General features: G+C 62.5%; 20 protein-coding genes. 8 read left to right on the forward strand and 12 right to left on the reverse strand.

Annotation, left to right across the window (positions count from 1 at the left end; all coding sequences use genetic code 11):
• Window positions 1-122: 122 nt before the first annotated feature.
• Window positions 123-1,226 (reverse strand): Gfo/Idh/MocA family protein, encoded by a 1,104-nt coding sequence (locus ACFQJC_RS06520; protein ID WP_390222502.1) that lies wholly within the window; start codon window positions 1,224-1,226, stop codon window positions 123-125.
• A 93-nt stretch (window positions 1,227-1,319) separates the two neighbouring features.
• A complete protein-coding gene (locus ACFQJC_RS06525) occupies window positions 1,320-2,051 on the reverse strand; it encodes a sugar phosphate isomerase/epimerase family protein (RefSeq protein ID WP_390222503.1) in 732 nt (243 codons plus the stop codon).
• A gap of 141 nt (window positions 2,052-2,192) precedes the next feature.
• On the opposite strand from ACFQJC_RS06525, the gene xacR reads away from it, so the two are divergent.
• Window positions 2,193-2,948 (forward strand): HTH-type transcriptional regulator XacR, encoded by a 756-nt coding sequence (gene xacR / locus ACFQJC_RS06530; protein WP_390222504.1) that lies wholly within the window; start codon window positions 2,193-2,195, stop codon window positions 2,946-2,948.
• 411 nt (window positions 2,949-3,359) lie between these two features.
• Here the strand turns inward: xacR and ACFQJC_RS06535 are convergent, their stop codons facing one another.
• Both ACFQJC_RS06535 and xacF read right to left on the reverse strand, forming a co-directional pair.
• Window positions 3,360-3,815, reverse strand: a complete 456-nt coding sequence (locus ACFQJC_RS06535; protein ID WP_390222505.1) for a universal stress protein — start codon at window positions 3,813-3,815, stop codon at window positions 3,360-3,362.
• A gap of 156 nt (window positions 3,816-3,971) precedes the next feature.
• Complete coding sequence (gene xacF / locus ACFQJC_RS06540) at window positions 3,972-5,420, reverse strand: 2,5-dioxovalerate dehydrogenase (RefSeq protein ID WP_390222506.1); 1,449 nt, start codon at window positions 5,418-5,420, stop codon at window positions 3,972-3,974.
• 156 nt (window positions 5,421-5,576) lie between these two features.
• On the opposite strand from xacF, the gene gfo6 reads away from it, so the two are divergent.
• On the forward strand, window positions 5,577-6,674 hold the full coding sequence (gfo6, locus tag ACFQJC_RS06545; RefSeq protein ID WP_390222507.1) for a D-xylose 1-dehydrogenase Gfo6: 1,098 nt from the start codon (window positions 5,577-5,579) through the stop codon (window positions 6,672-6,674).
• A 41-nt stretch (window positions 6,675-6,715) separates the two neighbouring features.
• Here gfo6 and ACFQJC_RS06550 read toward each other — a convergent pair whose 3' ends face one another.
• The 5 genes from ACFQJC_RS06550 to ACFQJC_RS06570 all read right to left on the reverse strand — a co-directional run bounded on the left by ACFQJC_RS06550 (window position 6,716) and on the right by ACFQJC_RS06570 (window position 13,273).
• Window positions 6,716-7,066 carry a hypothetical protein gene (locus ACFQJC_RS06550; protein ID WP_390222508.1) on the reverse strand — a complete coding sequence of 117 codons (351 nt, stop codon included), beginning with the start codon at window positions 7,064-7,066 and terminating at the stop codon, window positions 6,716-6,718.
• A gap of 128 nt (window positions 7,067-7,194) precedes the next feature.
• On the reverse strand, window positions 7,195-9,420 hold the full coding sequence (locus tag ACFQJC_RS06555) for an ABC transporter ATP-binding protein (protein WP_390222509.1): 2,226 nt from the start codon (window positions 9,418-9,420) through the stop codon (window positions 7,195-7,197).
• Window positions 9,421-9,426: 6 nt separating this feature from the next.
• A complete protein-coding gene (locus tag ACFQJC_RS06560; RefSeq protein WP_390222510.1) occupies window positions 9,427-10,446 on the reverse strand; it encodes an ABC transporter permease in 1,020 nt (339 codons plus the stop codon).
• Window positions 10,436-11,434 (reverse strand): ABC transporter permease, encoded by a 999-nt coding sequence (locus tag ACFQJC_RS06565; RefSeq protein ID WP_390222511.1) that lies wholly within the window; start codon window positions 11,432-11,434, stop codon window positions 10,436-10,438. Before ACFQJC_RS06565 ends, ACFQJC_RS06560 begins: the two co-directional genes overlap by 11 nt.
• Window positions 11,435-11,467: 33 nt before the next feature.
• Window positions 11,468-13,273, reverse strand: a complete 1,806-nt coding sequence (locus ACFQJC_RS06570) for an ABC transporter substrate-binding protein (RefSeq protein WP_390222512.1) — start codon at window positions 13,271-13,273, stop codon at window positions 11,468-11,470.
• Window positions 13,274-13,514: 241 nt separating this feature from the next.
• On the opposite strand from ACFQJC_RS06570, the gene ACFQJC_RS06575 reads away from it, so the two are divergent.
• Together ACFQJC_RS06575 and ACFQJC_RS06580 are read left to right on the forward strand one after the other, a co-directional pair.
• Window positions 13,515-15,581, forward strand: a complete 2,067-nt coding sequence (locus tag ACFQJC_RS06575; protein WP_390222513.1) for an alpha-glucuronidase family glycosyl hydrolase — start codon at window positions 13,515-13,517, stop codon at window positions 15,579-15,581.
• A 178-nt stretch (window positions 15,582-15,759) separates the two neighbouring features.
• A complete protein-coding gene (locus ACFQJC_RS06580) occupies window positions 15,760-15,993 on the forward strand; it encodes a hypothetical protein (RefSeq protein ID WP_390222514.1) in 234 nt (77 codons plus the stop codon).
• Window positions 15,994-15,998: 5 nt separating this feature from the next.
• Here ACFQJC_RS06580 and ACFQJC_RS06585 read toward each other — a convergent pair whose 3' ends face one another.
• Window positions 15,999-16,907 carry a HEAT repeat domain-containing protein gene (locus ACFQJC_RS06585; protein ID WP_390222515.1) on the reverse strand — a complete coding sequence of 303 codons (909 nt, stop codon included), beginning with the start codon at window positions 16,905-16,907 and terminating at the stop codon, window positions 15,999-16,001.
• Between the two features lie 141 nt (window positions 16,908-17,048).
• Between ACFQJC_RS06585 and ACFQJC_RS06590 the strand changes: the two genes are divergently transcribed.
• The 4 genes from ACFQJC_RS06590 to ACFQJC_RS06605 all read left to right on the forward strand — a co-directional run bounded on the left by ACFQJC_RS06590 (window position 17,049) and on the right by ACFQJC_RS06605 (window position 22,539).
• A complete protein-coding gene (locus ACFQJC_RS06590) occupies window positions 17,049-18,359 on the forward strand; it encodes a DUF7405 family protein (RefSeq protein WP_390222517.1) in 1,311 nt (436 codons plus the stop codon).
• The gene (locus ACFQJC_RS06595) at window positions 18,356-19,999 is read left to right on the forward strand and encodes a CRTAC1 family protein (RefSeq protein WP_390222518.1); all 1,644 of its coding nucleotides are present in this window, start codon (window positions 18,356-18,358) and stop codon (window positions 19,997-19,999) included. The genes ACFQJC_RS06590 and ACFQJC_RS06595 overlap by 4 nt, the downstream gene beginning before the upstream one ends.
• A gap of 127 nt (window positions 20,000-20,126) precedes the next feature.
• Window positions 20,127-21,365 (forward strand): mandelate racemase/muconate lactonizing enzyme family protein, encoded by a 1,239-nt coding sequence (locus ACFQJC_RS06600; RefSeq protein ID WP_390222519.1) that lies wholly within the window; start codon window positions 20,127-20,129, stop codon window positions 21,363-21,365.
• Window positions 21,366-21,654: 289 nt separating this feature from the next.
• Complete coding sequence (locus ACFQJC_RS06605; protein WP_390222520.1) at window positions 21,655-22,539, forward strand: fumarylacetoacetate hydrolase family protein; 885 nt, start codon at window positions 21,655-21,657, stop codon at window positions 22,537-22,539.
• Window positions 22,540-22,663: 124 nt separating this feature from the next.
• Here the strand turns inward: ACFQJC_RS06605 and ACFQJC_RS06610 are convergent, their stop codons facing one another.
• Complete coding sequence (locus ACFQJC_RS06610; RefSeq protein WP_390222521.1) at window positions 22,664-24,994, reverse strand: glycoside hydrolase family 3 N-terminal domain-containing protein; 2,331 nt, start codon at window positions 24,992-24,994, stop codon at window positions 22,664-22,666.
• A 717-nt stretch (window positions 24,995-25,711) separates the two neighbouring features.
• Complete coding sequence (locus tag ACFQJC_RS06615; protein ID WP_390222522.1) at window positions 25,712-25,984, reverse strand: hypothetical protein; 273 nt, start codon at window positions 25,982-25,984, stop codon at window positions 25,712-25,714.
• Window positions 25,985-26,148: the final 164 nt, after the last annotated feature.

Here is a 26,148-nt window from a genome sequence, read left to right on the forward strand (position 1 = left end):
GGGTGGGTTGGCGTCAACTGTCTCGCATCGATGGTTCGTCCACTTTCGAGAGTCCACCACGTTTGGGGAGACGAGTGAATCACGGGCCGTTTCGGCGCTAATCCTCAGTTCTCCTTCGGTCTCTACTCCTCGCCGTCTGTGGACTCGGGTGTGAGGTCTCCCGATTCTACCATCGCTTCGAGTGGGTTGTCGTCGATGTCCAGCGGGAGGTCAACACGACCGCGCGAGCGCACCGACTCGTAGCCTGCAAACAGTATCTCCGCGGTGTTGAGGCCCCGCTTGCCGCTCAACACGGGTTCACGCCCTTCGTCGAGCGCGTCGAGAACTTCCGCGACGGCGCGGTCCTGGAAGTGCGAGCCGAATCGACCCACCTCCTCACCGCTGTGATGCATCGTCTCGTTCCCCACGTCGATGACTTCACGCTCGCCGCCGCGCTCCAGTTCGAGCATCGGTCCGTCGTCAACGTCGATACGGATTGTGCCCTCGGTCCCACGGAGGAGGAGCGCTGCGTCGTGGATACCTGACCCGGCTCCGGTTGACAATACGCCGTAGACGCCGTTGTCGTAGCACCACTGCGCCCACATCTGGTTCTCCTGGTGGGCCCCGAATCGGATGTCCTTCTCGCTGTAGTCGAGTTGGGCGATGACCCACTCGGCGGCGTGCTCCTCGTTGAACATCCCCGCGAGATCGACGGTGTGTGCGCCGGTGTCGTAGAAGTCACCCCACGATATCTCCACGCGCTGGAGGTCGCCGATTCGACCTTCGTCGAGAAGCCGTTTCGCCTCGGTGAACGGTTTTCCGAACCGCCGCTGCCGGTTGAACGTCAACTGGACGTCCTGTCGCCAACACTCCTGGACCATCGTCCGAGCGTCGGCGAACGTGTCGGCCATCGGTTTCTCGCAGTGAATCGCGTCCACGACGCCGCTTCGGGCGCAATCGACGACGACGCGACGGTGGATCGACGGCGGGACGCAGACGCTCACCACGTCGGGTTCGAGCGTCGTGAGCAGTTCCTCGTAGTCGGTGAACGTGGCCCTCTCGGGGAGGTCGAACTCCTCGGCGAACGCGGCGACGTTCTCCGGGGCGATATCGGCCGCGCCGACGAGTTCTGCTCGGTCGTCGGTGGCGTACGCTTCTGCGTGTCTGTAGCCCATTGCGAACCCCTGAACGCTCGGGTTCGACGGGTCCGGTCCGGTACCGATAACTGCGACTGTGTAGGTTCTCATCCGTCTTCTGTCAGTGTGTGGGGGCGTAGCATAGTGGTTTCGCCTCGGCAGAGGAGACGTGCGAGCACGGGTTGACGACCCGGCGACGAAGCGTCACCAGTACGTCTCGACGACGTCAACAGCGTGGTCGAGCGTCCCGTAGGAGTCGGGGCGCTCCTCGGCCTCGTAGACCAGCCAGTCGCAGTCGTGGTCCCGGACGGCGTCGATGGCCGCTGCGATATCGAGGTCACCGTCGCCTACTTCGACCACCTCGCCCGTCTCGGCGTCGTAGTCCTTGAGGTGAACGATACTCACACGATGGGCGTTCTCTTCGAGGACGGTTAGGGGGTCGTAGCCGGCCGCCCCGACCCAGCCGAGGTCGAGTTCGAAGCCGACGCCTTCGGTCGCAGCCACGAGCGTCGATAGCGCGGGTTCACCATCGAGGTCCGTGAACTCTTGGTCGTGGTTGTGGTAGTGAACGGCGACATCGTGCTCCCCGAGGTCTATTGCGGCAGCGTCCAGCCGTTCTGCCACTGCCTCGACCGAGTCGAGCGTCTCGAAGTGCTCGGGGTCGAGCCACGGGACGACGACGTCTTCACAGTCGAGTGTCCGGTAAGTTTCGACGACGTTCTCGGGGTCTTCCTCAATCTCATCGAGACCGACGTGCGCGCCGGCAACGTCGAGGTCCGCCGCCGTCAGTGCGTCGGCGACCGCTTCCGGGTCGTGGCCGTCTACCCCTGCGAGTTCGACGCCGTCGAAGCCGGCCCCGCCGACGCGCTCGATGACCGCTGGGAGCGGGTCGTCAACGTCGTGTAGACTGTAGAGCTGAAAGCCGATGGATGTCATCGCTTGGGATTCACGGCACACCGTGATAAAGCGTCGCTGAACGGACAGTCGTTGCCGGAAGCGGTGAGTCGAGAGGAGTCCACATCGACATTCTGTTCTCTAGACCAGAACGTTTATGATGAAAAAGTGGTAGGTGCTAGCATGGATGCCAAGCACCCGGTGCGAACCACCGAGAAGACGCTCGCGGTGATAGAGCAGTTGCGGCAGAACGGCCCGTGTGGAGTAACCGAACTCTCAAACGAACTCGACATGGGAAAGAGCGCCGTCCACAACCATCTGACGACCCTCCAGAGTCACGGGTACGTCCTGAAGACCGACAGCCAGTACCGTCTTGGCCTGAAATTCCTCGAAGTCGGGGGCCACATCCGGAAGTCGATGGAGTTCTACGAGGTCGCTGAACCGGAGGTCAAGTCGCTGGCTGCCGAGACGGGGGAACTCGCCAACCTGCTCGTCGAGGAGCAGGGAATGGGCGTCTATCTGATGCGGGCGAAGGGTGACGACGCCGTCGATCTCGACACCTACGCCGGCCTTCGGACGAACCTCCACACGACCGCACTCGGCAAGGCTATCCTCGCTAACCTCCCGAAGTCACGTGTCGAAGAAATCATCGAGCGGCGTGGGCTGGAGACGAAGACACCGAAGAGTATCGGAACCCGCGAGGAACTGTTCGACGTGCTCGACGACGTCCGCGAACGCGGCTACGCCATCGACGACGGTGAGCGCCTAGAAGGCCTCCGGTGTCTCGCCGCTCCAGTCAAGGCCTCGTCGGGCGTGGTGTTGGGCGCGATTAGCGTTTCGGCTCCTGCGAGTCGCGTCAGCGACGAGGACCTCTACGGAACGCTCCCCGAACGCGTCCTCAGCGCTGCCAACGTCGTGGAACTCAACATCAACTACTGAATCTCGTTCTCTATTCCAGAACGCCGCCCACATCCTCGTAACCCTAGTCTCTGCCCCGCTCACTGCCCGCTGTGTGTCTCGATGCTGGTTCCATTACAACCGTACCAGTGTAATTTTAGGGCGGTGTATTTTCGGCGTCTGTTCTGAAATAGAGAATGTCTGTCAATGTGACGAAAGGTGCCATCATCGAGCGACGAGAGGGAGACGGCCGCCGCTCCGCGGGCGTGTCCGTCGCCCGTTGTGACCCGTCGAGGACGGTCGGCACGGTGAGAAAGAGAGAAGGAGGAAGGACCGGAGGATGTCGTCAGTCCAACCTCTGAAGTTCTACTGGTCTCCTCCCTCCAGACGTAAGCCTGCCAGCCACCCACCTGCGAGGAAGGGATGTCGAATCGGTTGGGCTGGCTCGACCGATTAGCTCATCTTCGTCGTCACGTAGCCCGGAAAGTTGAGGATGAGTCGCTGGGTCGCATCGCCGAAGACGGCCTTGCCCGTGGGCGACCGCGGGCTGCCGAGTGTGAAGACGTGATCACAGTCGTGCTCTTCGGCGATATCGACGATGTGGTCGGCCGTGCGCTCTTCGACCACGTCTGCGACGACGGACCATTCCACGTCGATGTCGGCCAGCACGTCGCTCGCAAGTTCGCGGGCGAACGTGAGCGCGACGCCGAGTACCTCGTCGTCGTTGTACTGGCGGTTTTCAACGCGCCCGATTTCGTCGAGCGTCTCGGCGGTCTCTTCGTACTGGTCTGTAGTCATCGGCGAGTAGAGCACGAGTTCGCTGTCTGCGCCCTTCGCGTACATGGCTGCCTCACGGAGCAGGTCGGCACAGGCGTCTCTGTCTTCTAATACGACGAGTGCGTCGTCCATGCTCCCTCGTTCGATAGCCCCCCATATAACTACTCGGCCGATTCGAACGAAGCAAAGCCGTGAAAAAATCGTGACGGCTGGTGTACTCGGTGCTCGGCGAATAATTGTCGCCGACGGGTCGGTGTGTCTCTCTTGTGTCGCGCAGTCGCTCGTGGCTCAGTAGTTGTCGTAGACGGTCTTCTCGATGGTGTAGAAGTCGAGACCGGCGTCGCCCTGTTCGCGCCACGTCTCCGAGGACGAACGCTTGAAGCCGCCGAACGGAACGTGCAGTTCGAGACCGGTCGTCTTCTCGTTGACTTTCACCACACCGGCTTCCGCCTCGTCGATGAAGCGGTTGGCCTCGGTGTGGTCGTCGGTGACGATGCTGGCCGAGAGACCGTACGGGACGTCGTTGGCAACGGAGAGTCCTTCCTCGAAGTCGCTCACCTTCAAAACTCCGACGACGGGGCCGAAGACCTCCTCCTGGGCGATGCGCATGTCGCTTTCGACGTCGGTGAAGACGGTCGGCTCGACGAAGTAGCCCTCTTCGACCGCCTCTCCCTCGGGCTGTCCGCCGCCCGCGACGAGCGTCGCTCCCTCGTCTTGGGCAATCTCGATATAGTCGAGGGTCCCTTTGAGTTCGCTCTCGCTCGCCTGTGGACCCATCTCGTGGTCGTTGCCCGGGCCGACGTCGATGGATTCCGCGCGGTCAACGAGCGCTGCGACGAAGTCGTCGTAGACGTCCTCGTGGACGATCGCGCGAGAACAGCCGGTACACGACTGGCCGGTCGTCCCGAAGCCGCCGTTGGCGACGATTTGGGCTGCCTCCGCGGGGTCGGCCGAGTCGGTGACGAGCGTCGGATTCTTGCCGCCGAGTTCGGTCTGGACGCGTTTGCCCGCGTCGGTAGCCTGCTCGTAGACCATCTCGCCGACGTGGCTGCTACCGGTGAAAGAGACCGCGTCGGTGCCCTCGTTCTCGATGAACTCAGAGCCGACCTCGCTGCCGGGGCCGGTCACGACGTTGAAGACGCCGTCTGGGAGACCTGCCTCGTCCAGTGCTTCGGCGACGTCGAGGACGACACCGGGAGCCTGTGACGCGGGCTTCAGGACGACCGTGTTCCCGGCAGCCAGCGCCGGCGCGAGCTTCCAGACCGGGATTGCGACCGGGTAGTTCCACGGCGTAATCAGGGCGGCGACACCGACCGGTTCCTGGCGGATGTAGAGGTTCTTCTGCCGGCCACTGGGCGACTTCGTCGTCCCGCCGAGGTCGGCGGCCTTGACGGCGAAGTAGTGAAAGATGTCGATGGCGCGCTGGACTTCACCGGCCGCCTCGGGACGGGCCTTCCCTTCTTCGGCGACCAGCGAGTCTGTCAGTTCGTCTTTCCGTTCTTGGAGGATGGTGCCCGCCTCCCGGAGGATACGGCCGCGCTTCGGGCCGGGTGTCGTCGCCCAATCGTCCTGCGCTTCGACAGCGGCATCGACCGCATCAGCCGCGTCAGCGGCGTTTGATTGCTGGTAGCGCGCGACGATTTCACTCGGGTTCGCGGGGTTCTCGACGTCGATGGTCTCGCCCGATTCCGAGGAGACCCACTCTCCGTTCACGTAGTTGGCTCTTGTCTCCGTCATCAGCCACGTGTTCACAGTTCTCGCATACTACTCTTACGGTTCCCTAACTATCTGCCGCCGCGATGCTTGCGCTGTCTGCGGACCGCAAGACAAATCTTATCGTCGGTTTCCGCCCTGTCCACTACACTTTTGCCGGTCGCTGAGAACCCTCGTAGTATGTCACTCGACGACCTACTACAGGGTGTTCGCACCCGTGACTGGGAGGCACTGGACTCCGGTACGCTTAGACTCGCCATCGTCGGTCTCGGCTGGTGGACCCGCAAACAGGCGATTCCGGCCATCCAATCCTCGAAGTTCTGTGAAGCGACCGTCGCCGTCAGCAGTAGCCACGAGAAGGCCGACGAGACAGTCGCGGCGACACCGACGATTACGACTGGTCTCACGTACGACGAGTTCATCGAGGGCGAGGCGACCGACGAGTACGACGCCGTCTACATCTGTACGCCGAACGCCCTGCATCTCCCCTACGCGGTCGCTGCCGCCGAGCACGACAAGGCTGTCCTCTGCGAGAAGCCTGTCGAGGCGACGCTCGAACGGGCCGAAGAACTCGTTGACGTAACCGAAGACATCCCGCTGATGGTCGCATACCGGATGCACACTGACCCGCAGGTCCGACTGATGCGGGACCTCGTCGCCGAAGGTGCTATCGGAGAGCCGGTGGCCGTCCATGGCCACATCGGCCAGCAGATGCTCGATGTCGTCTCCGGCGACCCCGACCAGTGGCGGCTGAACCCCGACCTCGCGGGCTACGGGGCGACCGTGATGGACCTCGGTATCTATCCGCTCAACACCACGCGGTTCGTCCTCGGAGCCGACCCGGTCAGCGTGACCGCCCAGATGCACTCCGAAGACGAGGCGTTCCGAAACGTCCCCGACCAACACGCCACTTTCACCGTCCAGTTCGACGATGGCACCTACGCGGCCTGCACGTCGAGCCAACACTCCCACCGTTCGGGACATCTCCGACTGGTCGGTACCGAAGGCGAACTCGTCCTCGAACCGACGTTCCTCGGCGAGTCGCCGCAGATACTGACCTACCGCACGCTCGACGGGCGCGAGGTCGAACTGAACGACGGCCGTCGTGAAGTCTTCACCGACGAGATGACAGAGGAGTTCGACTACTTCGCAGACCACGTGCTCCGAGAGGAGCCGCTGACCCCCGACGGCGACCACGCGCTCGTTGACATGCGAGCGCTCGCCGCCATCTACGAGGCGGCAGAGACGGGCCGTGAGATTTCACTCGATTCGCTGTGACCGCTCCGAGAAACGCCGTCGGTTCCGCTGCGGTTCGCACCCTACGAACTGCCCTGTAGTTCGAGGATATCGACCAGCTGGTTGGCGAACTCGACCGTCCGGGTGGGCAGACCGTATCTTTCGGTTGACATGTCGTAGTCGGCGAGTTCCGCGACCTTCTTTTCGGTGTGTGGCAGCGTCGTCACTGCCTCGCGTACGTCGATTTCGAGCACGCCGTCGTCCGTCTGGAGCCACGGCTGGGTCCGCTGATGATGATCGTACTCGATGACGTACGTTTCGCCACCGACGGCATCGACGACGTCGTCGATGGTTCCAACCTCGAGCCGGTCGCCGCCGTCCTCGCCGACGAGATAGAGTGTGCCGTCCACAATCCGGGGGGTGTACCGTGTCATAGTGTCGTCTATGCCAGTGTAGGTAGTAATAGCTTGTCGGTGTGTCGGTGCGAAAGCTGGCGGCAAGGAGAAGTGAGATACGCGAACGAGACCGAGCGCCGGACGAGAAAGGGGGGTGGACTGAGCGCTCAGTGTTGTGCGAGGTCCTCGGGTTCGGCGACTGCGCCGTCGAGGGGTTCGCTGTCCCAGTACGCGTGGTCCGGGTCCTCACGGAAGCAGGCCGCGGCTCCGTCGCCGTCGTCCAGTTCTGTCAGACTCGGCTGCTCCGCTCGACAGGCCTCGCGCGCCACCGGACAGCGGGTGTGGAACCGACAGCCCGACGGCGGGTTGACCGGATCTGGAACGTCGATTTCACGAATCGGCGGGTCCTCGGCGTCCATCGCATCCAGATCGAGGTTCGGCGTCGCCCACCGTAACACCTCCGTGTAAGGGTGTCGAGGGTCGTGAATGAGCCGCTCGGCGGACCCGATTTCGACGATTTCGCCGAGGTACATGACGGCGATGCGGCCGTCACCGTGCTCGGCGAAGTAGCGTGCGTTCGAGAGGTCGTGGCTGATAAACAGGAACGAGGTGTCGAACTCCGACTGGAGTTCGAGCATCAGGTCCATGATTCCGATACGCAGGCTCACGTCAACGGCGCTGATGGCCTCGTCGGCGAGGATGGCGTCGGGGTCCATCAGTAGCGCCCGCGCGAGGGCGACGCGCTGTTTCTCACCGCCCGATAGCTGATGCGGATAGCGGTCGAGGAAGTCGGCTGCCGGCGTCATGCCGACCCGTTCTAACAGCGAGTGCATCCGGTTGCGACGCTCGTTGCGGCCGATGTTCGGGTGGGTGTGCCGCAGCGGTTCCGAGAGGATGTCGGCGATGCGTCGGTTGGGGTTGAGCGCACTGCCGGGGTCCTGGTGGATGATCTGGAGCGCCGAGCGGACCTCCTCGTAGGGGATGTCGGCGTCGCCCGCTTTCGCCTCCCAGATGTCGTGACCGCGGTACTCGATGGAACCACCGGTCGGCTTCTGGAGGCCGATCATCGTCTTGCCGAGCGTCGTCTTCCCACAACCGCTCTCGCCGAGCAGACAGACGAGGTCCTGTTCCTCGATATCGAGGGAGATGCCATCGACTGCACGAACGACGGTCGGGTCCTGCGTGAATCGTTCGACGAGGCTCTGTTCCTCCTTGAAGTGAACTTCGACGTCGTCGAGCGACAGCAGCGGCGTGTCGTCCGATGTCTCAGTCGTCACCGTGGTCGCGTCCGCCACCTCGTCTGTAGAGTCCGAGTCGAGCAACTGGTCGAACTCCACGGCGGTCTTACCGAAGTTGAGCGGAATCTCCTCACGAGCCTTCTCGCGGTGGTGACAGGCCGAACGATGGCTGGTCGTCTCACTATCGACCGGCGAGAACGGTGGGTCGTCGGTCCGACACTCCTCGGTTGCGAGTTGACAGCGTGGATGGTAGCGACAGCCCGAAGGGACGTTGACCGGGGCGGGTCCTTCACCCTCGATGGGTTGCATATCTTCTAACGGTGCGTCGAGATTCGGTGTCGCGTTCAACAGCTGACGCGTGTACGGGTGCGCGGAGTTACTGATAATCTCGTCACGCGGCCCGATTTCGGCGAACTGGAACGCGTAGATGATGGCCATCCGGTCGGCCAACGACGCGACGAGCGGGAGGTCGTGCGTGATGAAGATAATCGTCAGGTCGTACTCGCTCTGAAGGTTGTCGAGCAACTGGAGGATCGACCGCTGCATCAACAGGTCCAGTGCTGCCGTCGGCTCGTCCATGACGAGTACCTCCGGGTCGAGCACCATACTCAGCGCGATGAGCGCACGCTGCTGCATCCCCCCGGAGAGTTCGTGGGGATACGACCCAAGCACGCGCTCGGGTTCGAGATAGAGGTTCTCCAGCAGTTCGCGGGCGAACTCCATTCCCTCCGAGACGTTCTTGTCGTGGGTTCGGAGCGTCTCTTTGAAGTGCGACCCGACTTTCATCGTCGGGTTGAACGAGCTCATCGCCCCCTGGAAGACCATCGAAATCTCCTCCCAGCGGAATTTCCGCAGTTCCTCGTCGCTCATCTGGAGAATATCGACAGTCGAACCGTCCTCACGGTTGTAATGGATTTTCCCGGTCAAGAGACCGGGGTCCGGGACCGCATCGAGCAGTGCGGAGGCGAACATCGACTTGCCCGAGCCGGACTCGCCGACGATGCCGAGGACCTCGTGACGGTCGATGGTGACGTTGACGTCTTCGAGGACGTAGGTGTCGCCCTCGCTGTAGGTGACGTTCGTGTCCTCGATCTCGAGGATCGGGTCGTCAATCTGGTTGTCCGATACTATCGTGTCGTTCGGTGAAGTGTTCATAGCCATTTACATCATCCCCGTAGTCGATGAACTCTGTTCTTCTTCGACGGACTCGGACTTGCCGGTGAGACGCGTCCGTACCCGCGGGTTGAAGATGCGGTCCATCCCTTGGCTCACCAGAATGAGCCCGAATGCGAGGCCGACGATGGCCACGATAGGCACGAGCAACCAGTGGAGCGCACCGAGGGTGAACAGACCGCCCTGATTGTACGCGTTGTTCAGCGTGACACCCCAGTTCTGCCCGGTGTACGGCAGAACGCCGATGAAGTACAGCCCGACCGATGCGAAGATGGTGTAGCGCGCGGCGAGCACGAAGTTGACCATGATGTACGGCATGATGTTTGGCAGCACGTCTTTCAGGATGATTCGGGGCGTGCTCGTCCCCATCGTCCGCGAGGCTTCGACGTAGCTAGCCTCACGAATCGAGAGGACCTGTGACCGAATCGACCGGCCGAGCCCAGCCCAGTAGTTGATGGTCAGTATCACGCCGAGAAGGAGTGGGTTCTCTGGACTCAGCGTGATAGCCAGCACGATGATGAGCGGCAGCCCCGGAATCGCCATGAACAGGTCCGAGATGGACGTGATTACGGTATCGACGGTGCCGCCCTTGTATCCCGAGACGGTTCCGACGACGATAGCGACACTCGTCGCCCACACGCCGCCCGCGAGCACCATCAGCAGGATGAACGGCGTCGAGTCGATGATGAGCGCCATGAGATCGACACCCGACTGGGTCGTCCCGAGCGGGTACTGCATGTCCGCGAACGGCACGAGCAACCGCGGTGCCTGGTTTGGAACCGGCTCGCGCCAGAGACCGAGCACTTCGACGAGCGCCATCAGCAGGTAGACGCTCAGGATGATGAGTCCGAGTCGCGTCCGGGTGTCGGACCACGCAACGACAGCGGGTTCGTAGATGTTCTGCTCGTAGAACTCCTCGAGGCGGTCGCGTTGGCTCATCTCGGCCGACGACGACTCCGAACGCCAGTCGATATCGTCCGACGAGGAGGAATCGACTTCAGTAACCATCGGAATCACCTGCGCTGATGCGTGGGTCGATGAGACCGTAGGTCAAGTCGGCGATGTACACTGCGATGACGAGCGTAATCGTGATGACGAGGAAACAGCCCATCATCAGCGGATAGTCGTTCGCGTTGACCGCGGAGATGAGGTAGTAGCCCAGTCCCGGGTACGAGAATATCTGCTCCAGAACGACGGTCCCGCCGAGGCGGAAGCCGATGAGCAACAACAGTCCCGTGTACATCGGGAGGATGGCGTTCTTTGCGACGTACTTCGTTGCGATATGCCCGTCTGAGAGCCCACGGAGGCGGGCGACCTCGACGTACTCCTCACCGAGCACTTGGATACCGTTCCCGCGCATGTTGAGCGCCGTTGACCCGACGCCACCGATAGTGAACGCGAGAATCGGCAGTGCGGCGTGGTGGAGTACACTCAGGATGTACTCTACGCTGAGCGAGGCCTCGACGCCGCGTTCGACCGCGTTCCCGGTCGGGAACAGGTTGAACTGGAACGCCAGGAAGAACAGGAAGATGACGGCGAAGATGTAGTACGGAACCGCCATCAGGAAGATGGAACTCCCGGACGCGAGCTTGTCAAATCGGGAGCCTTCCTTGTACGCCTGGACCGCTCCGATGAGGACGCCGACTACGAACATCAAGACCGTTGACGTCACCACGAGGAAGACCGTCCACGGGAGTGCACGGGCGAGTACTTCTATCACGGGTGCGTTCAGCGATATCGACTGGCCGAGGTCTAACTGGACCACGCCGATGAGGTAGTCGAGATACTGCTGCCAGAGCGGTGCGTCCGGCCTGATGTTCTGGAGTGCTTCGATACGGGCGTTGACCTGCTCGGCCGGAACACCCTGACGGATGAGCTGGATGCGCAGTTGTGTGAACGGCCCACCCGGGAGGAGACGAATCAAACCGAAGGTGAGAGTCGCAACCGCGAGGATGGTCAGGGGGATTCTGACCGTTCGTCTGAGGTAGTAGTTCATTGTTGTCGTTGGTGGCTTGATCGACGAGGCTAATTATCCCTGGTACTGCAGTTCGCCCTCGTGAACCCACCAGAACGGTGGCCACTTGACACGGCGGTTCGGACTGTCCTCGCTGGCGACCGTCCAATCGTCGTCGGTCACCCACGACTGCTCGTACTTCGAGACGAGACCGAGGAACGGCAGTTCGATGTGGCTGTGCCACGCCGCCTGTTGGACGTACGGCCGCGACTCGTCATCGTTCGCCTGGCGAGCGATGTTTCGCGTGACTTCCAACGGATTGATGGTCGTCTCGCCACCGTCACGACCGGGCAGCGTCTGCTCGGTGTCCGCCTTTTCGCGGTACCCGTGACCGCCACCAATGTCGGTTGCCCACAACTGGTAGTACAGCGGGAAGTAGGGGAACGCCGAACGCGACCCACCGGGGAGCCAGTAGAACGACCCCATCTGGAAGTTGCTGTTCGAGTACTGGCCGAACCAGTCGTTGGTCGGCTTCGTCGTGACCGAGAAGTCGAAGCCAAACTCGTTGAGTTGGCTGACGACCGTCTGGGTCATCGTCGTCCAGTCGGTCCACCCCGACGGCGAGTAGTACTCGCCACCGAGGGTCTCGCCACTACTGTCTTGCCACGTGCCGTTCTGCTTCGTGTAGCCGGCGTCTTCGAGCAATTGGGCCGCCTGTTCCGCCTGCGTCTCGTCGGCACCGTAGGTCTCGAAGTCGTCGAACCAGTCACCGAGCCAGTACTCCTGATCACGTGGGGCGATGCCACACGGCGTCGGCGCGACGAACTTCGTTCGGGGCCCCGCGTTATCGACGAGCGCTTGGCGGTTGATGACGTGAGCGACCGCCTGCCGGACGGCCCGCTTGCCGAAGTGGGGGTCGTTGTGGTTGAAGACGATACCGTAGCCCCACTTCGCCGGGATGTTGACCTCGACGACGTTGTCCGGGAAGCGGTCCGCGATCTCCGGCGGTGTGAAAAGACTCGTCGATGCGTCCACCTCGCTACCGGAGATGAGCGCTTGGTGTTGGGCGGTGTTACCACCGTAGCTCTCGAGGAGGTAGGTCTCGAAGTTGACGTTGTCGGCTTTGTAGAACTCGGGATTGCGCGAGAACTCGAATGCCTGCTGGTCCTTGTTTTCGAACTGGAACATCCCGCTTGCGACGGGGTCCTCCCACGCCCACTGGAGGAACTCGGCTTCTCCCTTGTCGAGCCACTGACTGTGCGTCTCGGCTTTCGTATCGACGAAGAAGTTAGTCAGTTCGAATTTGATGATCTGCGGGTTCGTCGGTCCCGAGAGCAACAACTTCGCCGTCTTCTCATCGACGATTTCGTAGTCCTCGAGATAGCCCCAAAGCGAGCTACCGGTCTTCTTGGCGAGTTGCAGCTGGACGTCGAGGTCCTCTGTCGTCCAGTCGTCACCGTTGCTCCACGTCAGGTCGTCACGGAACGTGAGCGTAACCTCCTGATCCTCGATTTGCAGGTCGGAGAGGGCACCGTACATGAACTCCGACTCGTTGAACGAATACTTGAGGAACGGAGCGAACACCGCTCGGCCGGCGGGCCACGCGAAGTTCTGGCTTGCCGATGAGTTGAAGTGCAGGTCAACTGGGTTGCCGGTGTAGGCGTTGGCGAACGACGCGTCGTTGACCGACATCCCCGAGTCACCTGACTCCTCGGTCGAATCCCCGGAGTCGGAGTCCGTCTCGGAACTCGATTCGGTCGTGTCGTTGCTCCCACCGGAACAGCCAGCGAGGGCCGCAACGCCGGACGCGCCGGCCGCTGCCAGCACTCTCCGGCGACTCATGTAGCTGTCGTACTCCTCCCGCCTGCTATCGGATGACATAACATGGCATAGTATTCTATAGTTTATTATAAACATTGTGCATTATAATGAACTGACGACTTCTGAAAAATGCCGGAGACGAAACTTTCACTGCCGGACGAACTACCGCCGCTGTTACTGATTTCAATACCGGCCGCGATAGGGTTTCGGTAGGCACCCGAACCGACACACTCCTCCTGCATAACGATTCGGTCGAGCACTACTGTTTTAGTCCCCGGTACCGACTGCTCAGCCGGATACAATGAATCAGTACGACAGTTGTTGGCTCCGGTACGAACGCGTCCCCAAGGGTCGCCTCGACTCGTACCGGCGCCGGTGTCTACACGCGTACGTAGCGGAGAAAGCACCGGAGCTGAGCGCGGTTCGGGACGAACTCCGGCGTGCTCTCCCCGAGCTACTGGGAAGGGACCCACACTTCTGGCAACACCCACCGACGACGACCGACGGCTTTCTCGCTATCGGGACACCCGACGACATGGCGATGATCGCAGAGTCGGTCGGGACCGACGTCGTGGACGACCTCGCCGACGGCGGCTACCTGCTCCGATCGGTCACGTGGAACGGTCAGGACTGTCTCGTCGTCACCGCCCCCACAGACCGCGGGTTGGTGTACGGAACGTTTCACCTGTTACGCCTCCTGAACACGCACGAACCCGTTGACGACCTCGACGTGTGCGAGGAGCCAACTTACGAGAACCGACTGCTCAATCAGTGGGACACGCCGTTTCATCGGTCGGTCGAGCGCGGCTACGGGGGCGAGTCGATTTTCGACTGGGAGCGACTCCCCGACCTTCGTCCGCGGTACGAAGACTACGCACGACTCCTCGCGTCTATCGGCATCAACGGCATCGTCTTCAACAACGTCAACACGACGAAGCCGGAGCGAGCAAGCGCGAACGCCGCCTTCGACGCCTTCGAGGGCTGGCAGTTGCTCGAATCCCACCGACTAGAGGCTTTTACGAGTCTCGCATCGGTGTTCAGACGGTACGGCATCCGGCCGTATCTCTCGGTCAACTTCGCCGCGCCCATGCTCGTTGGAGACCTCGACACGGCCGACCCGCTGGACGAGGACGTCCGCGCGTGGTGGCGCGCGAAGGCCGACGAAATCTACGAGCTCGTCCCCGACTTCGGGGGCTTCCTCGTCAAGGCCGACTCGGAGGGGCAACCCGGCCCGTACGACTACGGCCGCGACCACGTTGACGGCGCGAACGCCATCGCGCGCGCGTTAGAACCACACGACGGCAGGGTCTGGTGGCGCGCCTTCGTCTACGGAACCCACGAGGACCGCGCGGTACAGGCCTACGACACCTTCCAACCGCTCGACGGTGACTTCGCAGACAACGTCACCGTCCAGATAAAGAACGGTCCCATCGACTTCCAGCCGCGCGAACCGGTCTCGACGCTCTTCGGTGCGATGCCCGAGACGGACCTCGGATTAGAACTGCAAATCACTCAGGAGTACACCGGCCAAGGCGTCCACGCGACCTACCACCTGCCGATGTGGAACGAAATCTTCGCGTTCGACACGCACGCCGACGGGCCGGGGTCACCGGTCCACTCGTTATTCCGTGGCGACGGCGAGGGTATCGTCGGCGTCGGCAGCGTCGGCGAGGACCACAGCTGGACGGGGACCTACCTCGCACAGGCGAACCTCTACGCATTCGGCCGAGTCGCGTGGGACCCCGAGATGCCCGCTGAGACAGTCACAGAGGAGTGGGTCCGACAGACGTTCGGAACCGACGAAAACGTCGTTGACACGGTCACTCGAATCCTCCACGACTCGTGGGAAGCCTGCATCGACTACGAGACGGGGGGTCTCGGTCTCATGCACATGATGCACAACGGCGAGGAGCATCTGGAGAATCACTTCTATCCGTCGCCCGACGAGTGGCCGGGCTACCACGGCGCGACCGACGAAGGAATCGGCGTCAACCGAACGAGCACGGGCAGCGGGTACGCCGGCCAGTATCGTGGCCCGGTCGCCGGGCGCTACGAGTCCGTCGAGGACTGTCCGGAGGAACTGCTGCTCTTCTTCCACCATCTGCCGTGGACACACGAACTCGAAGACGGAACGACCGTCGTCCAGCGGCTCTACGACAACTGCTTCGCCGGTGTCGAGCAGGCCCGACAGCTCCGCGACGAGTGGCAGTCGCTCGACGGTGAGATAGACGAACGGCGGTTTCGGCACGTCGCCGAACGGTTCGACGAGCAGGTCGCACAGGCCGAGCGCTGGCGTGACGTCCTCACCGACTACTTCTACGAGCACTCGGGTGTCCCGGACGAACAGGGTCGCGTCGGCAACGACTGACGGGACTCACGCGACGAGTTCCAGAGGCGCTTCGAACACCTCACTTCCCCGCGGTCGAGCAACGCATCGACACCACGCCCTCGGCGGCGAAGTCACGCCCATCGCACGCGGCTTCGTGGAGACGCCAGCTATCCCGACGACCGCTGGCTTTTTTTAGTGGGTCCTCGGACCACGTATCATGGTGAACACGTCGATGCTGGTCGATATCGTCTGCTCGCAACGCGAACGGATCAAGATATTGCTCGCGTTGCTCATCGCATCGGCGCTCTTCCTCGGCCTCTCGGCGCTCTTCGTCGAACCCGGTGACGAGGCGTACCCCATCCTCATCATCGACGCGGTGCTCGTCGTCGTCCTGTTCGTCTTTTTCAGCGTGCTCTACTGGTACTGTACCAAGCGCGCGATGGACGAGTAGTCCCTTCAGGTCGTCTCACTAATGAACTCGGCCGTAGCGGCCGCGAGTTCCCGAACGTCTTCGTCGTCGTCAGTCGCTGCAACCCGTTCGAGCGCCGGGACGGTCGATTCATCGCCGAGATATCCGAGTGCTCTGATTGTGCGCGCACGGACGAGACTGCGGCCGTGGTCCAAACAGTCAACGAGGCGGTCGGCGACGGGGACGACGGCCTCGGGGTTGCTCGCCGCGACTTCGCCGAGCGCGTCGATTGCGCCACCCGTGACCGTCGGGTCGATGTCGTCCAAGAGCGTGAGAAGGTCTTCGACAGCGTCGGCCGCCGCGTCGGGGTCCGTCTCGGCGATGGCGACGACAACGTTGACCAGGGTGCGACGGCTGGACAGTCGCCGCTCGCGCTCGCCCTCTTCGTGTTTTTCGAGCGTCTGACGAGTCACCGGGTCGGAGACGACCTCGCCGAAGTTCGTCGGTTGCTCGTCGAGTTCGGTGGCGCGAATCGCCGCGACGAGTTCGCCCACGTACGCACTGACGAGTTCGGGCCGCTCGACCACGAGCGTTGCGAGGAGTTTGCCGCCGGTGAGTTGCACGTCAACGAGTTCGGAGTCCAGCACGCCGACGAGGTCGTCGAGGTGACCGTCGAGCCGCGCCGGGTCGGTGGCGGCCACGGTGTCGAGGACGCTGATGGCCCGCAGCGCGATAGGGGCGTTGTCGTCGGCAGTCGCCGCGGCCACTGCATCGAGGAACGGGTCGATGGCGTCGGGGTTCTGTGCGGCAATCGAGTCGAGCACCTCGACGCCCCGCTGGCGAACCAGCGGGCTCGATGAGGCGAGGGCGGCGCGGACCTCCGCGTCGTCTACGTCTCGAGGAGCGACCGACTCGGGAGTGATTCCGTCGAGTGGGTTCGACGAGTCCGTCGTCATGGCCGTACGATACAGAGCGGGAGATAAATACGTAGGGGGTGGCCTGATGCTTCTGGGCCGACAGTGAACTCGAACGAGTCGGTGAACACATCCGAAAACCGATAAAAAATCATTTACTGGTTAAATCGCAACAGGTAGAAGATGACCGCAGAGAATTCGCGGGGACTCTCACGCAGAGCGCTGGTCAGGTCGGCGCTCGCCATCGGTGGGATGAGCGCCCTCGCCGCCTGCCAGGAGGCCGAACAGTCACCGGACGCCGAGACGCCCGACCCGCCGGAATACCCACGAGGTACCGAGGACCGGTCGGTGCTACCCGACCGCCAGCACGCGTGGGACGACTACCTCGTCAACAGCGTCCACGGGACGGTGACCCAGAGCCAACACCAGCTGCTGCTTGGGCTCTCTTACGAGGGTTCCATGCCGCCGAGCGAGGAGGAACGCCGCCAGGTCGAAGACGCCCTCCGCCTCCTCGAACGCGCCTTCCAGTGGGGCAGTGGTCCCAACACGAGTGGCAGCATCAACAACGGTCTCCTGTTCCTCGTCGGCTACGCCCCACGGTATCTCGAACAGGTCGGTATCGACCTTCCCGAACTCCAGACGCCCGAGACGGTGCTGGAAGAACTCGGTGAGGACCCATCGTTGGCCGCCGACTTCGACGCGCTGCTGTTGCTCGACAGCGACTACGCTTCCATCCTTCTGGCCGCCGAAGAGGCGTTGTTCGGCGGGAAGGAGCGACTCAACGGCGTCGCGGTCGATAGTCGGCTCTCGGGCGTGTTCCAAGTCGTCGAACGCCGGACAGGCGTCCTCGGCAAGGGTCAGCCCACCAAAGAGATCGGCCACGAGGACATCCCAGAAGAAGCACCACTGTCGATGGGCTTCCGTGCCGGATTCGACAACAGTCTCCCGCCGGAGGACACCGCGACGTTCTCTGAGGGTCCCTTCGCGGGTGGGACGACACTTTCGGTCTCGCGCATTCGCACGTCTCTCGACGACTGGTACGACCAGTCTCACGAGCAGCGGACGAAGGAGATGTACTGTCCCGCACACGACTACGACAACGTGGGTGACATCGGCGACCGGATGGGCAACCACAGCGGAATCACGGAAGAGAACGTCTCGAACATGGAGGAGTTGGCGGCCGAACACGGCATCGTCGGCCACGCACAGAAGGTCGCCACCGCACGCGACGAGAACTTCCAGACGCAAATCCTCCGTCGGTCGGAGGGCGTCGCCACGGACGACGTCGAGGGTTCGACGTTCAACTTCTCGTCGATTCAGACGGATACTCGCAAGTTCGTCGCGGTCCGGAAAGCGATGAACGTCGAGGAGTACGACCTCGATACCGACGTCCCCGACGACAAACACGGCATCGTTGACTACCTCGGGACACTCTCGCGGAGTACTTACCTCGTCCCACCGCGCGCAGAGCGCGCACTTCCAAGCAGGCGATGACCGGGCGACCCAACCGACGAACTCTCGCACTCGTTGGTCTCGCACTCCTCGTCGTGAGTGCGGGCTGTCTCAGTTCGATAGGCGGTTCGAGTGCCGAGACCGACATCCAGTTCCGAGAGGTGACCGAGGCGTCGGGACTCGACTACCGGACTGATGGCGGTGGCGCGGGTAACGGCAACGACGGCGTCTACGTCGCCGACTACGACAACGACGGCTGGCAGGACGTCCTCGCCGTCGGCGGAGAACAGCCAACGCTGTTCCGCAACACCGGTGGCTCGTTCGTGCGCGTCGAAAAGTTCCCGGAGTTCGGCGGCGCGGTCAAGGGAGCGCTCTTCGTCGATTACGACGGTGACGGTTGGGAAGACCTGCTCGTCTTACGCTCGCACGCAGCGGCGGTCCTCTTACACAACGACGAGGGAGTGTTCGAGCGCACGGAGACCGACCTCGGCAATCTGACCTATCCGATGGGAGCGACCGCGGCCGACTACGACCGCGACGGCGACACCGACATCCTGGTCTACCAGTCGGGCGACTGGGCAGACCGCAAGCCAGAGGGCTACTTCAGTCTCTACAAATTCGTTGACGAGGACAACGGAAACCGGAACGTTCTCTACGAGAATACGGGTACCGGCTTCGAACGCGTCGAGGGTTCGGGGCTGAGCGAGTCGTCGCGCTGGAGTCTCGCGGCGAGTTTCGTTGACCTGAACGACGACGGCCTCCCAGACGTTCACGTCGCCAACGATTACAACACCGACGTGGTGTACCTGAACCGCGGTGACGGCAGTTTCGAGGAGCGCGTTCTTCGCGGTAACACCTCGCGCAACGGCATGTCCTCGGAGGTTGCCGACGTGAACCGCGACGGCCGACAGGACGTGTTCACGACCAACATCTATCTCCCATTGGACGAGGTTGCAGACAAAGAGCGCCACGAGCGTCTCAGACTGCTCTTCGGCAACGTCATCAAGTCCGGGCGGACGAAGGGCAACACGCTGATGCTCAACGACGGTTCGGGTAACCTGACCGACCGCGCCGTCGCCTACGGCGTCAGGCAGGGCGGTTGGGGCTGGGCGGCGAGTCTGACCGATTTCGACAACGACGGCGACCGCGACCTCCTCCATACGACGCAGTACGTCACGCGAATCGACCCGGACGACCCGCACTACACCTACCCGATGCTGTTCGAGCGCGAAGGCGAAGAATTTCGGAACCTCGACGCTTCAGCGCGTAACCTGACCGAACACGACGGCCGCGGGCTCGTGACGCTCGACTACGACCGCGACGGTGACCGCGACGTCGTCGTCGCCCCCTACGACGGGAGAGTGACCGTCTACGAGAACGTCGGAGCCGACGCCAACAGCATCGCGTTCCGCGTCGTAACCGACGCCGGCTCTACCGTCTATGGGGCGGAGGTGGTCGCCTCGACGCCCGGCGGACCAACGACTGTGCAGCAGACGGTACAGTCCGACTTCCTCTCTCAAGAGAGCCGCGTCACTCACCTCGGCCTCGCCAGTCGAAATCGGGTAGACCTGACCGTCACCTGGCCCGACGGGACCGAACGCACCTTCGAAGACGTCACCGCCAACCAACGGGTGCGAATCACCAAAGACGGCGTGGAAACCGTCGCCGCCTACGACGAGTAGGCCAGTCCGCTCGTTTTCTGAGCGTCATCTTGCCGTCCGCTGATTCGGCGCTATTCGCCACCACTCCGCTCGACAGCTGTAACCAACCCACAAGCTTTAGTAGCGGGTTTGGGGATATACGAACGCAATGGTCGAGCACGCGAAGCTTAGCGACCCGAATGCAGAGTATACCATGCGCGACCTGTCGTCGGAGACGATGGGCATTACCAACGAGCGCGGCGGCGTCCGCGATGCGAAGATAACCGACGTTCAGACGACGATGGTCGATGGCAACTATCCGTGGATTCTCGTACGCGTTTACACCGACGCGGGCGTCGTCGGCACCGGCGAGTCCTACTGGGGCGGCGGTGACACCGCCATCATCGAGCGAATGAAACCGTTCCTCGTTGGCGAGAACCCACTGGACATCGACCGTCTCTACGAGCACCTCGTCCAGAAGATGTCCGGTGAGGGTTCCATCTCTGGGAAGGTCATCTCTGCCATCTCGGGTATCGAAATCGCGCTCCACGACGTCGCTGGCAAGCTCCTCGACGTTCCCGCTTACCAACTCGTCGGCGGAAAGTACCGCGACGAGGTGCGCATCTACTGCGACCTCCACACCGAGGACGAGGCCAACCCGCAGGCCTGCGCCGCCGAGGGCGAACGCGTCGTCGAGGAACTCGGCTACGACGCCATCAAATTCGACCTCGACGTCCCCTCCGGACACGAGAAAGACCGCGCGAATCGCCACCTCCGCGGCCCCGAAATCGACCACAAGGTCGAAATCGTCGAGGCCGTCACCGAGGCCGTCGGCGACCGCGCCGACGTCGCCTTCGACTGCCACTGGTCGTTCACCGGTGGCTCGGCGAAGCGCCTCGCGCGTGCGCTGGAGGAGTACGACGTCTGGTGGCTCGAAGACCCCGTCCCGCCGGAGAATCACGAAGTCCAAGAGGCGGTCACGAAATCGACCACGACACCCATCGCCGTCGGCGAGAACGTCTATCGAAAGTACGGTCAACGCACGCTGCTCGAACCGCAAGCGGTCGATATCATCGCACCCGACCTGCCACGTGTCGGCGGCATGCGCGAGACCCGGAAGGTCGCCGACCTCGCAGACATGTACTACATCCCCGTTGCGATGCACAACGTCTCCTCGCCCATCGGGACGATGGCCTCCGCACAGGTCGCCGCCGCCATCCCGAATTCGCTGGCCGTCGAGTACCACTCCTACCAGCTCGGCTGGTGGGAAGACCTCGTCGAAGAGAACGACCTCATCGAGAACGGCCGGATGGAAATCCCCGAAGAACCCGGTCTCGGCCTGACGCTCGACCTCGATGCCGTCGCCGAACACATGGTCGAAGGCGAGACGTTGTTCGACGAGGCGTAAGTTTCGTCGAGCACGTGAGACGCTCGTCTCACGGAGTTCGACGAGGAGTGAAACGACTCGTCGGGCAAGCAGAGCTTCGCTCTGCGTTGTTCGACGAGGCGTAAGCCGAAATCAAGCCAGCGGAGCTGTGCTCCGCATTGTTCGATTGAGTGGAGCGAAATCGAGCCAGCAGCACGAAGTGCTGCGTTGTTCGACGAGGCGTAAGCCGTTTCACGAGAGAACGTTCGGTTTCCCCAATTTCGACTGCGACCGACGATACATTTTTAATAGTCTGTAATCATGGACGTGTATGCGGTATTACCGACTTCCCGGCGGAGAGCATCGGTCATCTTCCGATTCACTCGTCGTCATCGACGACGGGGGCGACGCCTACGATTTGACGACAGCGTCCGACGACCTCGGTTCGTTCACCGAACTCGCGCGGGCGGCTAACGCCAGCAACCAGACGATCGACGACATTGCCCGCGACCGAATCCCCGACGCGGAACAGCGCGACCTCGACGACGTCGAGACGAACGCGTTGCGACCGGTCGTTCCCGACGAGGTGTGGGCGGCGGGCGTGACGTACAGCATCAGCGAGGAGGCCCGGAAGGCAGAGAGCGGCAAGCCCGAGGTCTACATCGACGTCTACGAGAGCGAGCGTCCGGAACTGTTCCTGAAGGCGACGCCGTCGCGGACGGTCGGTCCCCACGACGCCATCGGCGTCCGCGGCGACTCGAACTGGGACGTGCCGGAACCCGAACTGGGCATCGTCCTCCACCGTGGCGAAGTCGTCGGCTACACCGTCGGCAACGACGTGTCAAGCCGCGAAATAGAGGGAGAAAACCCGCTGTATCTCCCACAAGCGAAGGTCTACGACCGGTGTTGTTCTGTCGGTCCCTGTGTCTCCACTCCCGAGCTTGTGGAAGACCCCCACGACCTCACGATGACGCTCACTATCGAACGCGACGAAGAAGTCGTCTACGAGGGTTCGACCTCGACGAGCGAGATGGCCACTTCCTGTGAGAAATTGGTTGACTATCTCCGTCGGCACAACAACCTCCCCGAGACGCTCGTGTTACTGACGGGGACGGCGCTCGTCCCGCCTGAGACGTTCACGCTCGAAGAGGGCGACCGCGTCTCTATCGACATCGACAACATCGGCCGACTCGTCAACGACACCGTCATCGTCTGAGCGCCGCAATCACACCGACGAAAGCGAACGCAAACCGACGCCAAGCCAGTCGTACTCTGTACCCCCTCGCTGTCGAACACTGAAGAATTCAGAAACCCGAATCGGTCGGAACTCCGGTCGTCCCCTATTCGACGGTCACGACATCCGTCTCGCTGAAGTACGTCCGACCGTTCGACGGTACTTCTTTCGTCTCTGTCACCACGAGCGACGCCGTCGAGGTGATGTCGGCCGCCGAATGACCGACACGGAACTCGTAGGGACCTTGCTCGACGGCGAGGTTCATATCCCGGTCGTGGTAGGCGAGTTGATCGGCGGCGACTGTGAAACCGACCTGTTTCGTCTCACCTGCCTCGAGGTAAACGCGTTCGAAGCCGACTAGTTCCTGCACAGGGCGTGCCTGGTCTGGGTTGACCGCGCGGGCGTAGAGTTGGACCACGTCGTGACCGGCGCGGTCGCCGGTGTTCTCGACGGTCACCGTCGCCGTCACCGTGCCTGCCGGGGGGAGTTCGTCCGTCGAGAGCGTGATATCGCCGTACTCGAACTCGGTGTAGGAGAGACCGTGACCGAACGGGTAGAGCGGGTCGCTCTCGGTGTAGACGTACTCCTCGTTGGCCGTGTTGGGCTTGCGGTTGTAGTGGACCGGTAGCTGGCCGACGTGACGGGGGATGGAGACTGGCAGGTGGCCGCCGGGGTTGTGCTCGCCGAAGAGGACCGACGCGATGCCCTCGCCACCGCGCTCGCCAGGAAGCCACGCCTGCACGACGGCGGGGACGGACTCCGCGATGGACTCGATGGAGTGGGGTTTCCCGCTGACGACGACGACCACGAGCGGCGTGCCCGTCTCGGAGAGCCGTTCGACGAGTTCCTCTTGGACGCCCGGTAGACCGAAATCGACCACGTCACAGCCCTCGCCGCTGGTGGCGACACTCGGCATGTTGACGCGCTCTTTGTCGGAGTCCGAGAAATCGACGGCCGAGCGCGCACCGACGAATGCGACGGCGACGTCGGCGTCGCTCGCGGCGTCGGTTGCGGCATCGAAGCCATCCATTGCCGGGCCCGTCGTCGTACAGCCCTGCTCGTAGCGGACCTCGAAGCCGTGCTCGTCGCCGCGTGCGGTGAGCGCGTCGAGCGGCGTGGTCGCGTCGAACTCGACCTCTTCTTCGGGGTAGTGGGCCGGGTAGGCGTAGTCGCCCATGAGTTCCTGTGCGTCGTCAGCCTTCGGACCGACGACGGCGACCGAGTCGGTGTCGTCGCCGACGAGCGGGAGGAGGTCGCTCTCGTTCTTCAGGAGCGTCATCGACTCGCGCGCCGCACGCGTGGTGAGGGCGAGTGCTTCGTCGGTCCCGAACGGTTCGGCGGCCGCCTCAGGGTCAACCGTTGCATCGTCGAGTAGGCCCTTCTGAGCCTTCATGCGGAGGACGCGGCGGACCGACTCGTCCAGCGTCGCCTCCGAGAGCACACCGTTCTCGACGGCTTCGACGAGGTGGTCGCCGTAGCAGTCGGTGTACGGGAGTTCGACGTCGATACCCGCCTCGACGGCCGCGACACCGGCTTCTTGCTCGTCGGCGGCGACGCCGTGTTCGCTTCGGAGGAACTCGACGCTGTAGTAGTCGGAGACGACGGTGCCGTCGAAGCCCCATTCGCCGCGGAGTACGCCGGTCAGGAGCCACTCGTCGCTGGCACAGGGGATGCCGTCGATATCGTGGTAGGCGTTCATCACCGACTCGGCGTCGGCCGTCCGGACTGCCGCCTCGAAGGGGAAGAGGTGCGTCTCGCGGAGTTCGCGGCGACCGACGTTGACCGAACTGCGGTTCTTTCCTCCTTCACCCGCGCCGTGGCCGACGAAGTGCTTGAGCGTCGCCGAGATGCCGTCGCCGTCGCCCTGGAGACCGCCAACGTAGCCGCAGGCCATCGCCGCGACGAGGTAGGGGTCCTCGCCAAACGTCTCCTCGACGCGACCCCAGCGAAGGTCGCGCGCGACGTCGAGGACGGGCGAGAGCGCGTGTGCGGTGCCAATGGCCTCTAACTGCTCACGAATCGTTCCGGTGACCCTCTCGAGCAGTTCGGGCGACCACGTACTCGCCATCCCAATCATCTGCGGGAACGTCGTTCCCTCTGGTCCCATGTAACCGCTCAGGCACTCCTCGTGTGGTATCGCGGGGATACCGAGTCGCGTCTCCTCGCGGAGGTACGTCTGGAGTTCGTTCGTCCGCTCGGCCGCTTCGCGCGGGGAAAGACTCCCCTCACCGCCGATGCGTGTCAGGTGGCCGATACCGGCCGAAAGATACTCGTCGATTGTGCCTTCGTCGAGCGTTCCATCCTCGTTAAGGAGCTTCTCGGCGTTGACTGAGCCGAGTTGTGCCGCCTTCTCCGCGAGCGTCATCTGCGCGAGGAGGTCATCGACGCGCCGTTCGGTGGCCGTTGTGTGGAGTCCACCGTCTGAACCAGTGTGCATCATCATTGTTCACTCAATCCCGTGTCTTAATCGTTCGGACTGGCCGACCGCTGCATTTTACCAAGCTATCGACTCCTGACGGGAGGGGCGTTCTCAACGAGAGAACGACGACCGGTAGCCGAGACCGGCCAGCCTGACGGGGGAACGGCCGCCTATTTACGCTGAAACCGCGCCCGTCGTGGCTGAGAGCAACGCACGATGGGAGACACACCTGTTCTGGAATAGAGAATGTGGCCGTCGCGGTTACGCCACGAGAGACGTGGGCGTCAGTCAACAAGTGAGAGGACTATGCGCGGGTGCACATTACACTACTACCACTGTAACGTAAACCTCTCTCCGCAAGATGTGCAGCCGTCTCACTACGATTGCTCCAGTTTTGTTGTGTACGTGTGGTCAAAATGTTTCCCGAGCCCTCTCTGCGAACTGGAATTGTATTCTCTATCTCAGAACAGATGGATTGGGGGAAAACGAACCTCCAGTGCCGGTGTACGAGGTGGTGGCAACATTTTCACTAGCACAATTTTTTATGTGAGAACGGCATAGAGAATCACGTGGCCTCAGTAAGAAGGTCACGTGTTAGTACGTCAGTCATAGCACCATTACACGGCGCCGACGGGAGGAACATGTCTGTCCCCAACGAAGACTCATGAACAGTCCTCTCGTGGCCGCATTCTACCGGTGAGGTCCGTCACTCACGAGCGGTGCGTCGGCCGTGAGTTACTCAGTATACGGCTCGAAGACGAACTGCGTCTCACGCGTGACGACGGGCGTTCCGACGACGGCCTCGACTCGAAGTGTGACGTCGCGTGTCGTTCCGCAGCCACAGTTGACGAACTCCTCGAATTCGTCACCGACGGCGATGGGACCGTCTCGCGTCCGACGGAGGTAAGCACGGTACGAGTCCGCGCTGAGGGCTGACGATGTTCGGTCGTCAGTCGGGGTGTACGAAAGAACGACCGTCTCAGCACCCTGTCGGTTGCTTTTCGTCATCGGTCCCGTGGCTGTCGTCGATTCTGTTCTCTGCGTCTCATCGCCCGAATGTTATCTCTCGAAAATCATAAACTCAAGGGACAGCGTCCGAACCCTTGCTCGATGACGGTACACGCTCCGTCGCCGAGAGCCGAATAAAACCCGACGAGTTGGCGACACGGCGT

The sequence above is a fragment of the Haloferax namakaokahaiae genome (assembly GCF_042663225.1).
Lineage (GTDB): Archaea > Halobacteriota > Halobacteria > Halobacteriales > Haloferacaceae > Haloferax > Haloferax namakaokahaiae.

Excerpts from the sequence above, each read along its gene's own strand:
- xacR (WP_390222504.1), top strand. The coding sequence starts at position 2,193 with ATGGATGCCAAGCACCCGGTGCGAACCACCGAGAAGACGCTCGCGGTG.
- ACFQJC_RS06570 (WP_390222512.1), bottom strand. The coding sequence starts at position 13,273 with ATGTCATCCGATAGCAGGCGGGAGGAGTACGACAGCTACATGAGTCGC.
- ACFQJC_RS06585 (WP_390222515.1), bottom strand. The coding sequence starts at position 16,907 with ATGACGACGGACTCGTCGAACCCACTCGACGGAATCACTCCCGAGTCG.
- ACFQJC_RS06595 (WP_390222518.1), top strand. The coding sequence starts at position 18,356 with ATGACCGGGCGACCCAACCGACGAACTCTCGCACTCGTTGGTCTCGCA.
- ACFQJC_RS06575 (WP_390222513.1), top strand. The coding sequence starts at position 13,515 with ATGAATCAGTACGACAGTTGTTGGCTCCGGTACGAACGCGTCCCCAAG.
- ACFQJC_RS06590 (WP_390222517.1), top strand. The coding sequence starts at position 17,049 with ATGACCGCAGAGAATTCGCGGGGACTCTCACGCAGAGCGCTGGTCAGG.
- ACFQJC_RS06565 (WP_390222511.1), bottom strand. The coding sequence starts at position 11,434 with ATGAACTACTACCTCAGACGAACGGTCAGAATCCCCCTGACCATCCTC.
- ACFQJC_RS06550 (WP_390222508.1), bottom strand. The coding sequence starts at position 7,066 with ATGACACGGTACACCCCCCGGATTGTGGACGGCACACTCTATCTCGTC.
- ACFQJC_RS06610 (WP_390222521.1), bottom strand. The coding sequence starts at position 24,994 with ATGCACACTGGTTCAGACGGTGGACTCCACACAACGGCCACCGAACGG.
- gfo6 (WP_390222507.1), top strand. The coding sequence starts at position 5,577 with ATGTCACTCGACGACCTACTACAGGGTGTTCGCACCCGTGACTGGGAG.
- ACFQJC_RS06600 (WP_390222519.1), top strand. The coding sequence starts at position 20,127 with ATGGTCGAGCACGCGAAGCTTAGCGACCCGAATGCAGAGTATACCATG.
- ACFQJC_RS06615 (WP_390222522.1), bottom strand. The coding sequence starts at position 25,984 with ATGACGAAAAGCAACCGACAGGGTGCTGAGACGGTCGTTCTTTCGTAC.
- ACFQJC_RS06560 (WP_390222510.1), bottom strand. The coding sequence starts at position 10,446 with ATGGTTACTGAAGTCGATTCCTCCTCGTCGGACGATATCGACTGGCGT.
- xacF (WP_390222506.1), bottom strand. The coding sequence starts at position 5,420 with ATGACGGAGACAAGAGCCAACTACGTGAACGGAGAGTGGGTCTCCTCG.
- ACFQJC_RS06605 (WP_390222520.1), top strand. The coding sequence starts at position 21,655 with ATGCGGTATTACCGACTTCCCGGCGGAGAGCATCGGTCATCTTCCGAT.
- ACFQJC_RS06535 (WP_390222505.1), bottom strand. The coding sequence starts at position 3,815 with ATGGACGACGCACTCGTCGTATTAGAAGACAGAGACGCCTGTGCCGAC.
- ACFQJC_RS06555 (WP_390222509.1), bottom strand. The coding sequence starts at position 9,420 with ATGAACACTTCACCGAACGACACGATAGTATCGGACAACCAGATTGAC.
- ACFQJC_RS06525 (WP_390222503.1), bottom strand. The coding sequence starts at position 2,051 with ATGACATCCATCGGCTTTCAGCTCTACAGTCTACACGACGTTGACGAC.
- ACFQJC_RS06580 (WP_390222514.1), top strand. The coding sequence starts at position 15,760 with ATGGTGAACACGTCGATGCTGGTCGATATCGTCTGCTCGCAACGCGAA.
- ACFQJC_RS06520 (WP_390222502.1), bottom strand. The coding sequence starts at position 1,226 with ATGAGAACCTACACAGTCGCAGTTATCGGTACCGGACCGGACCCGTCG.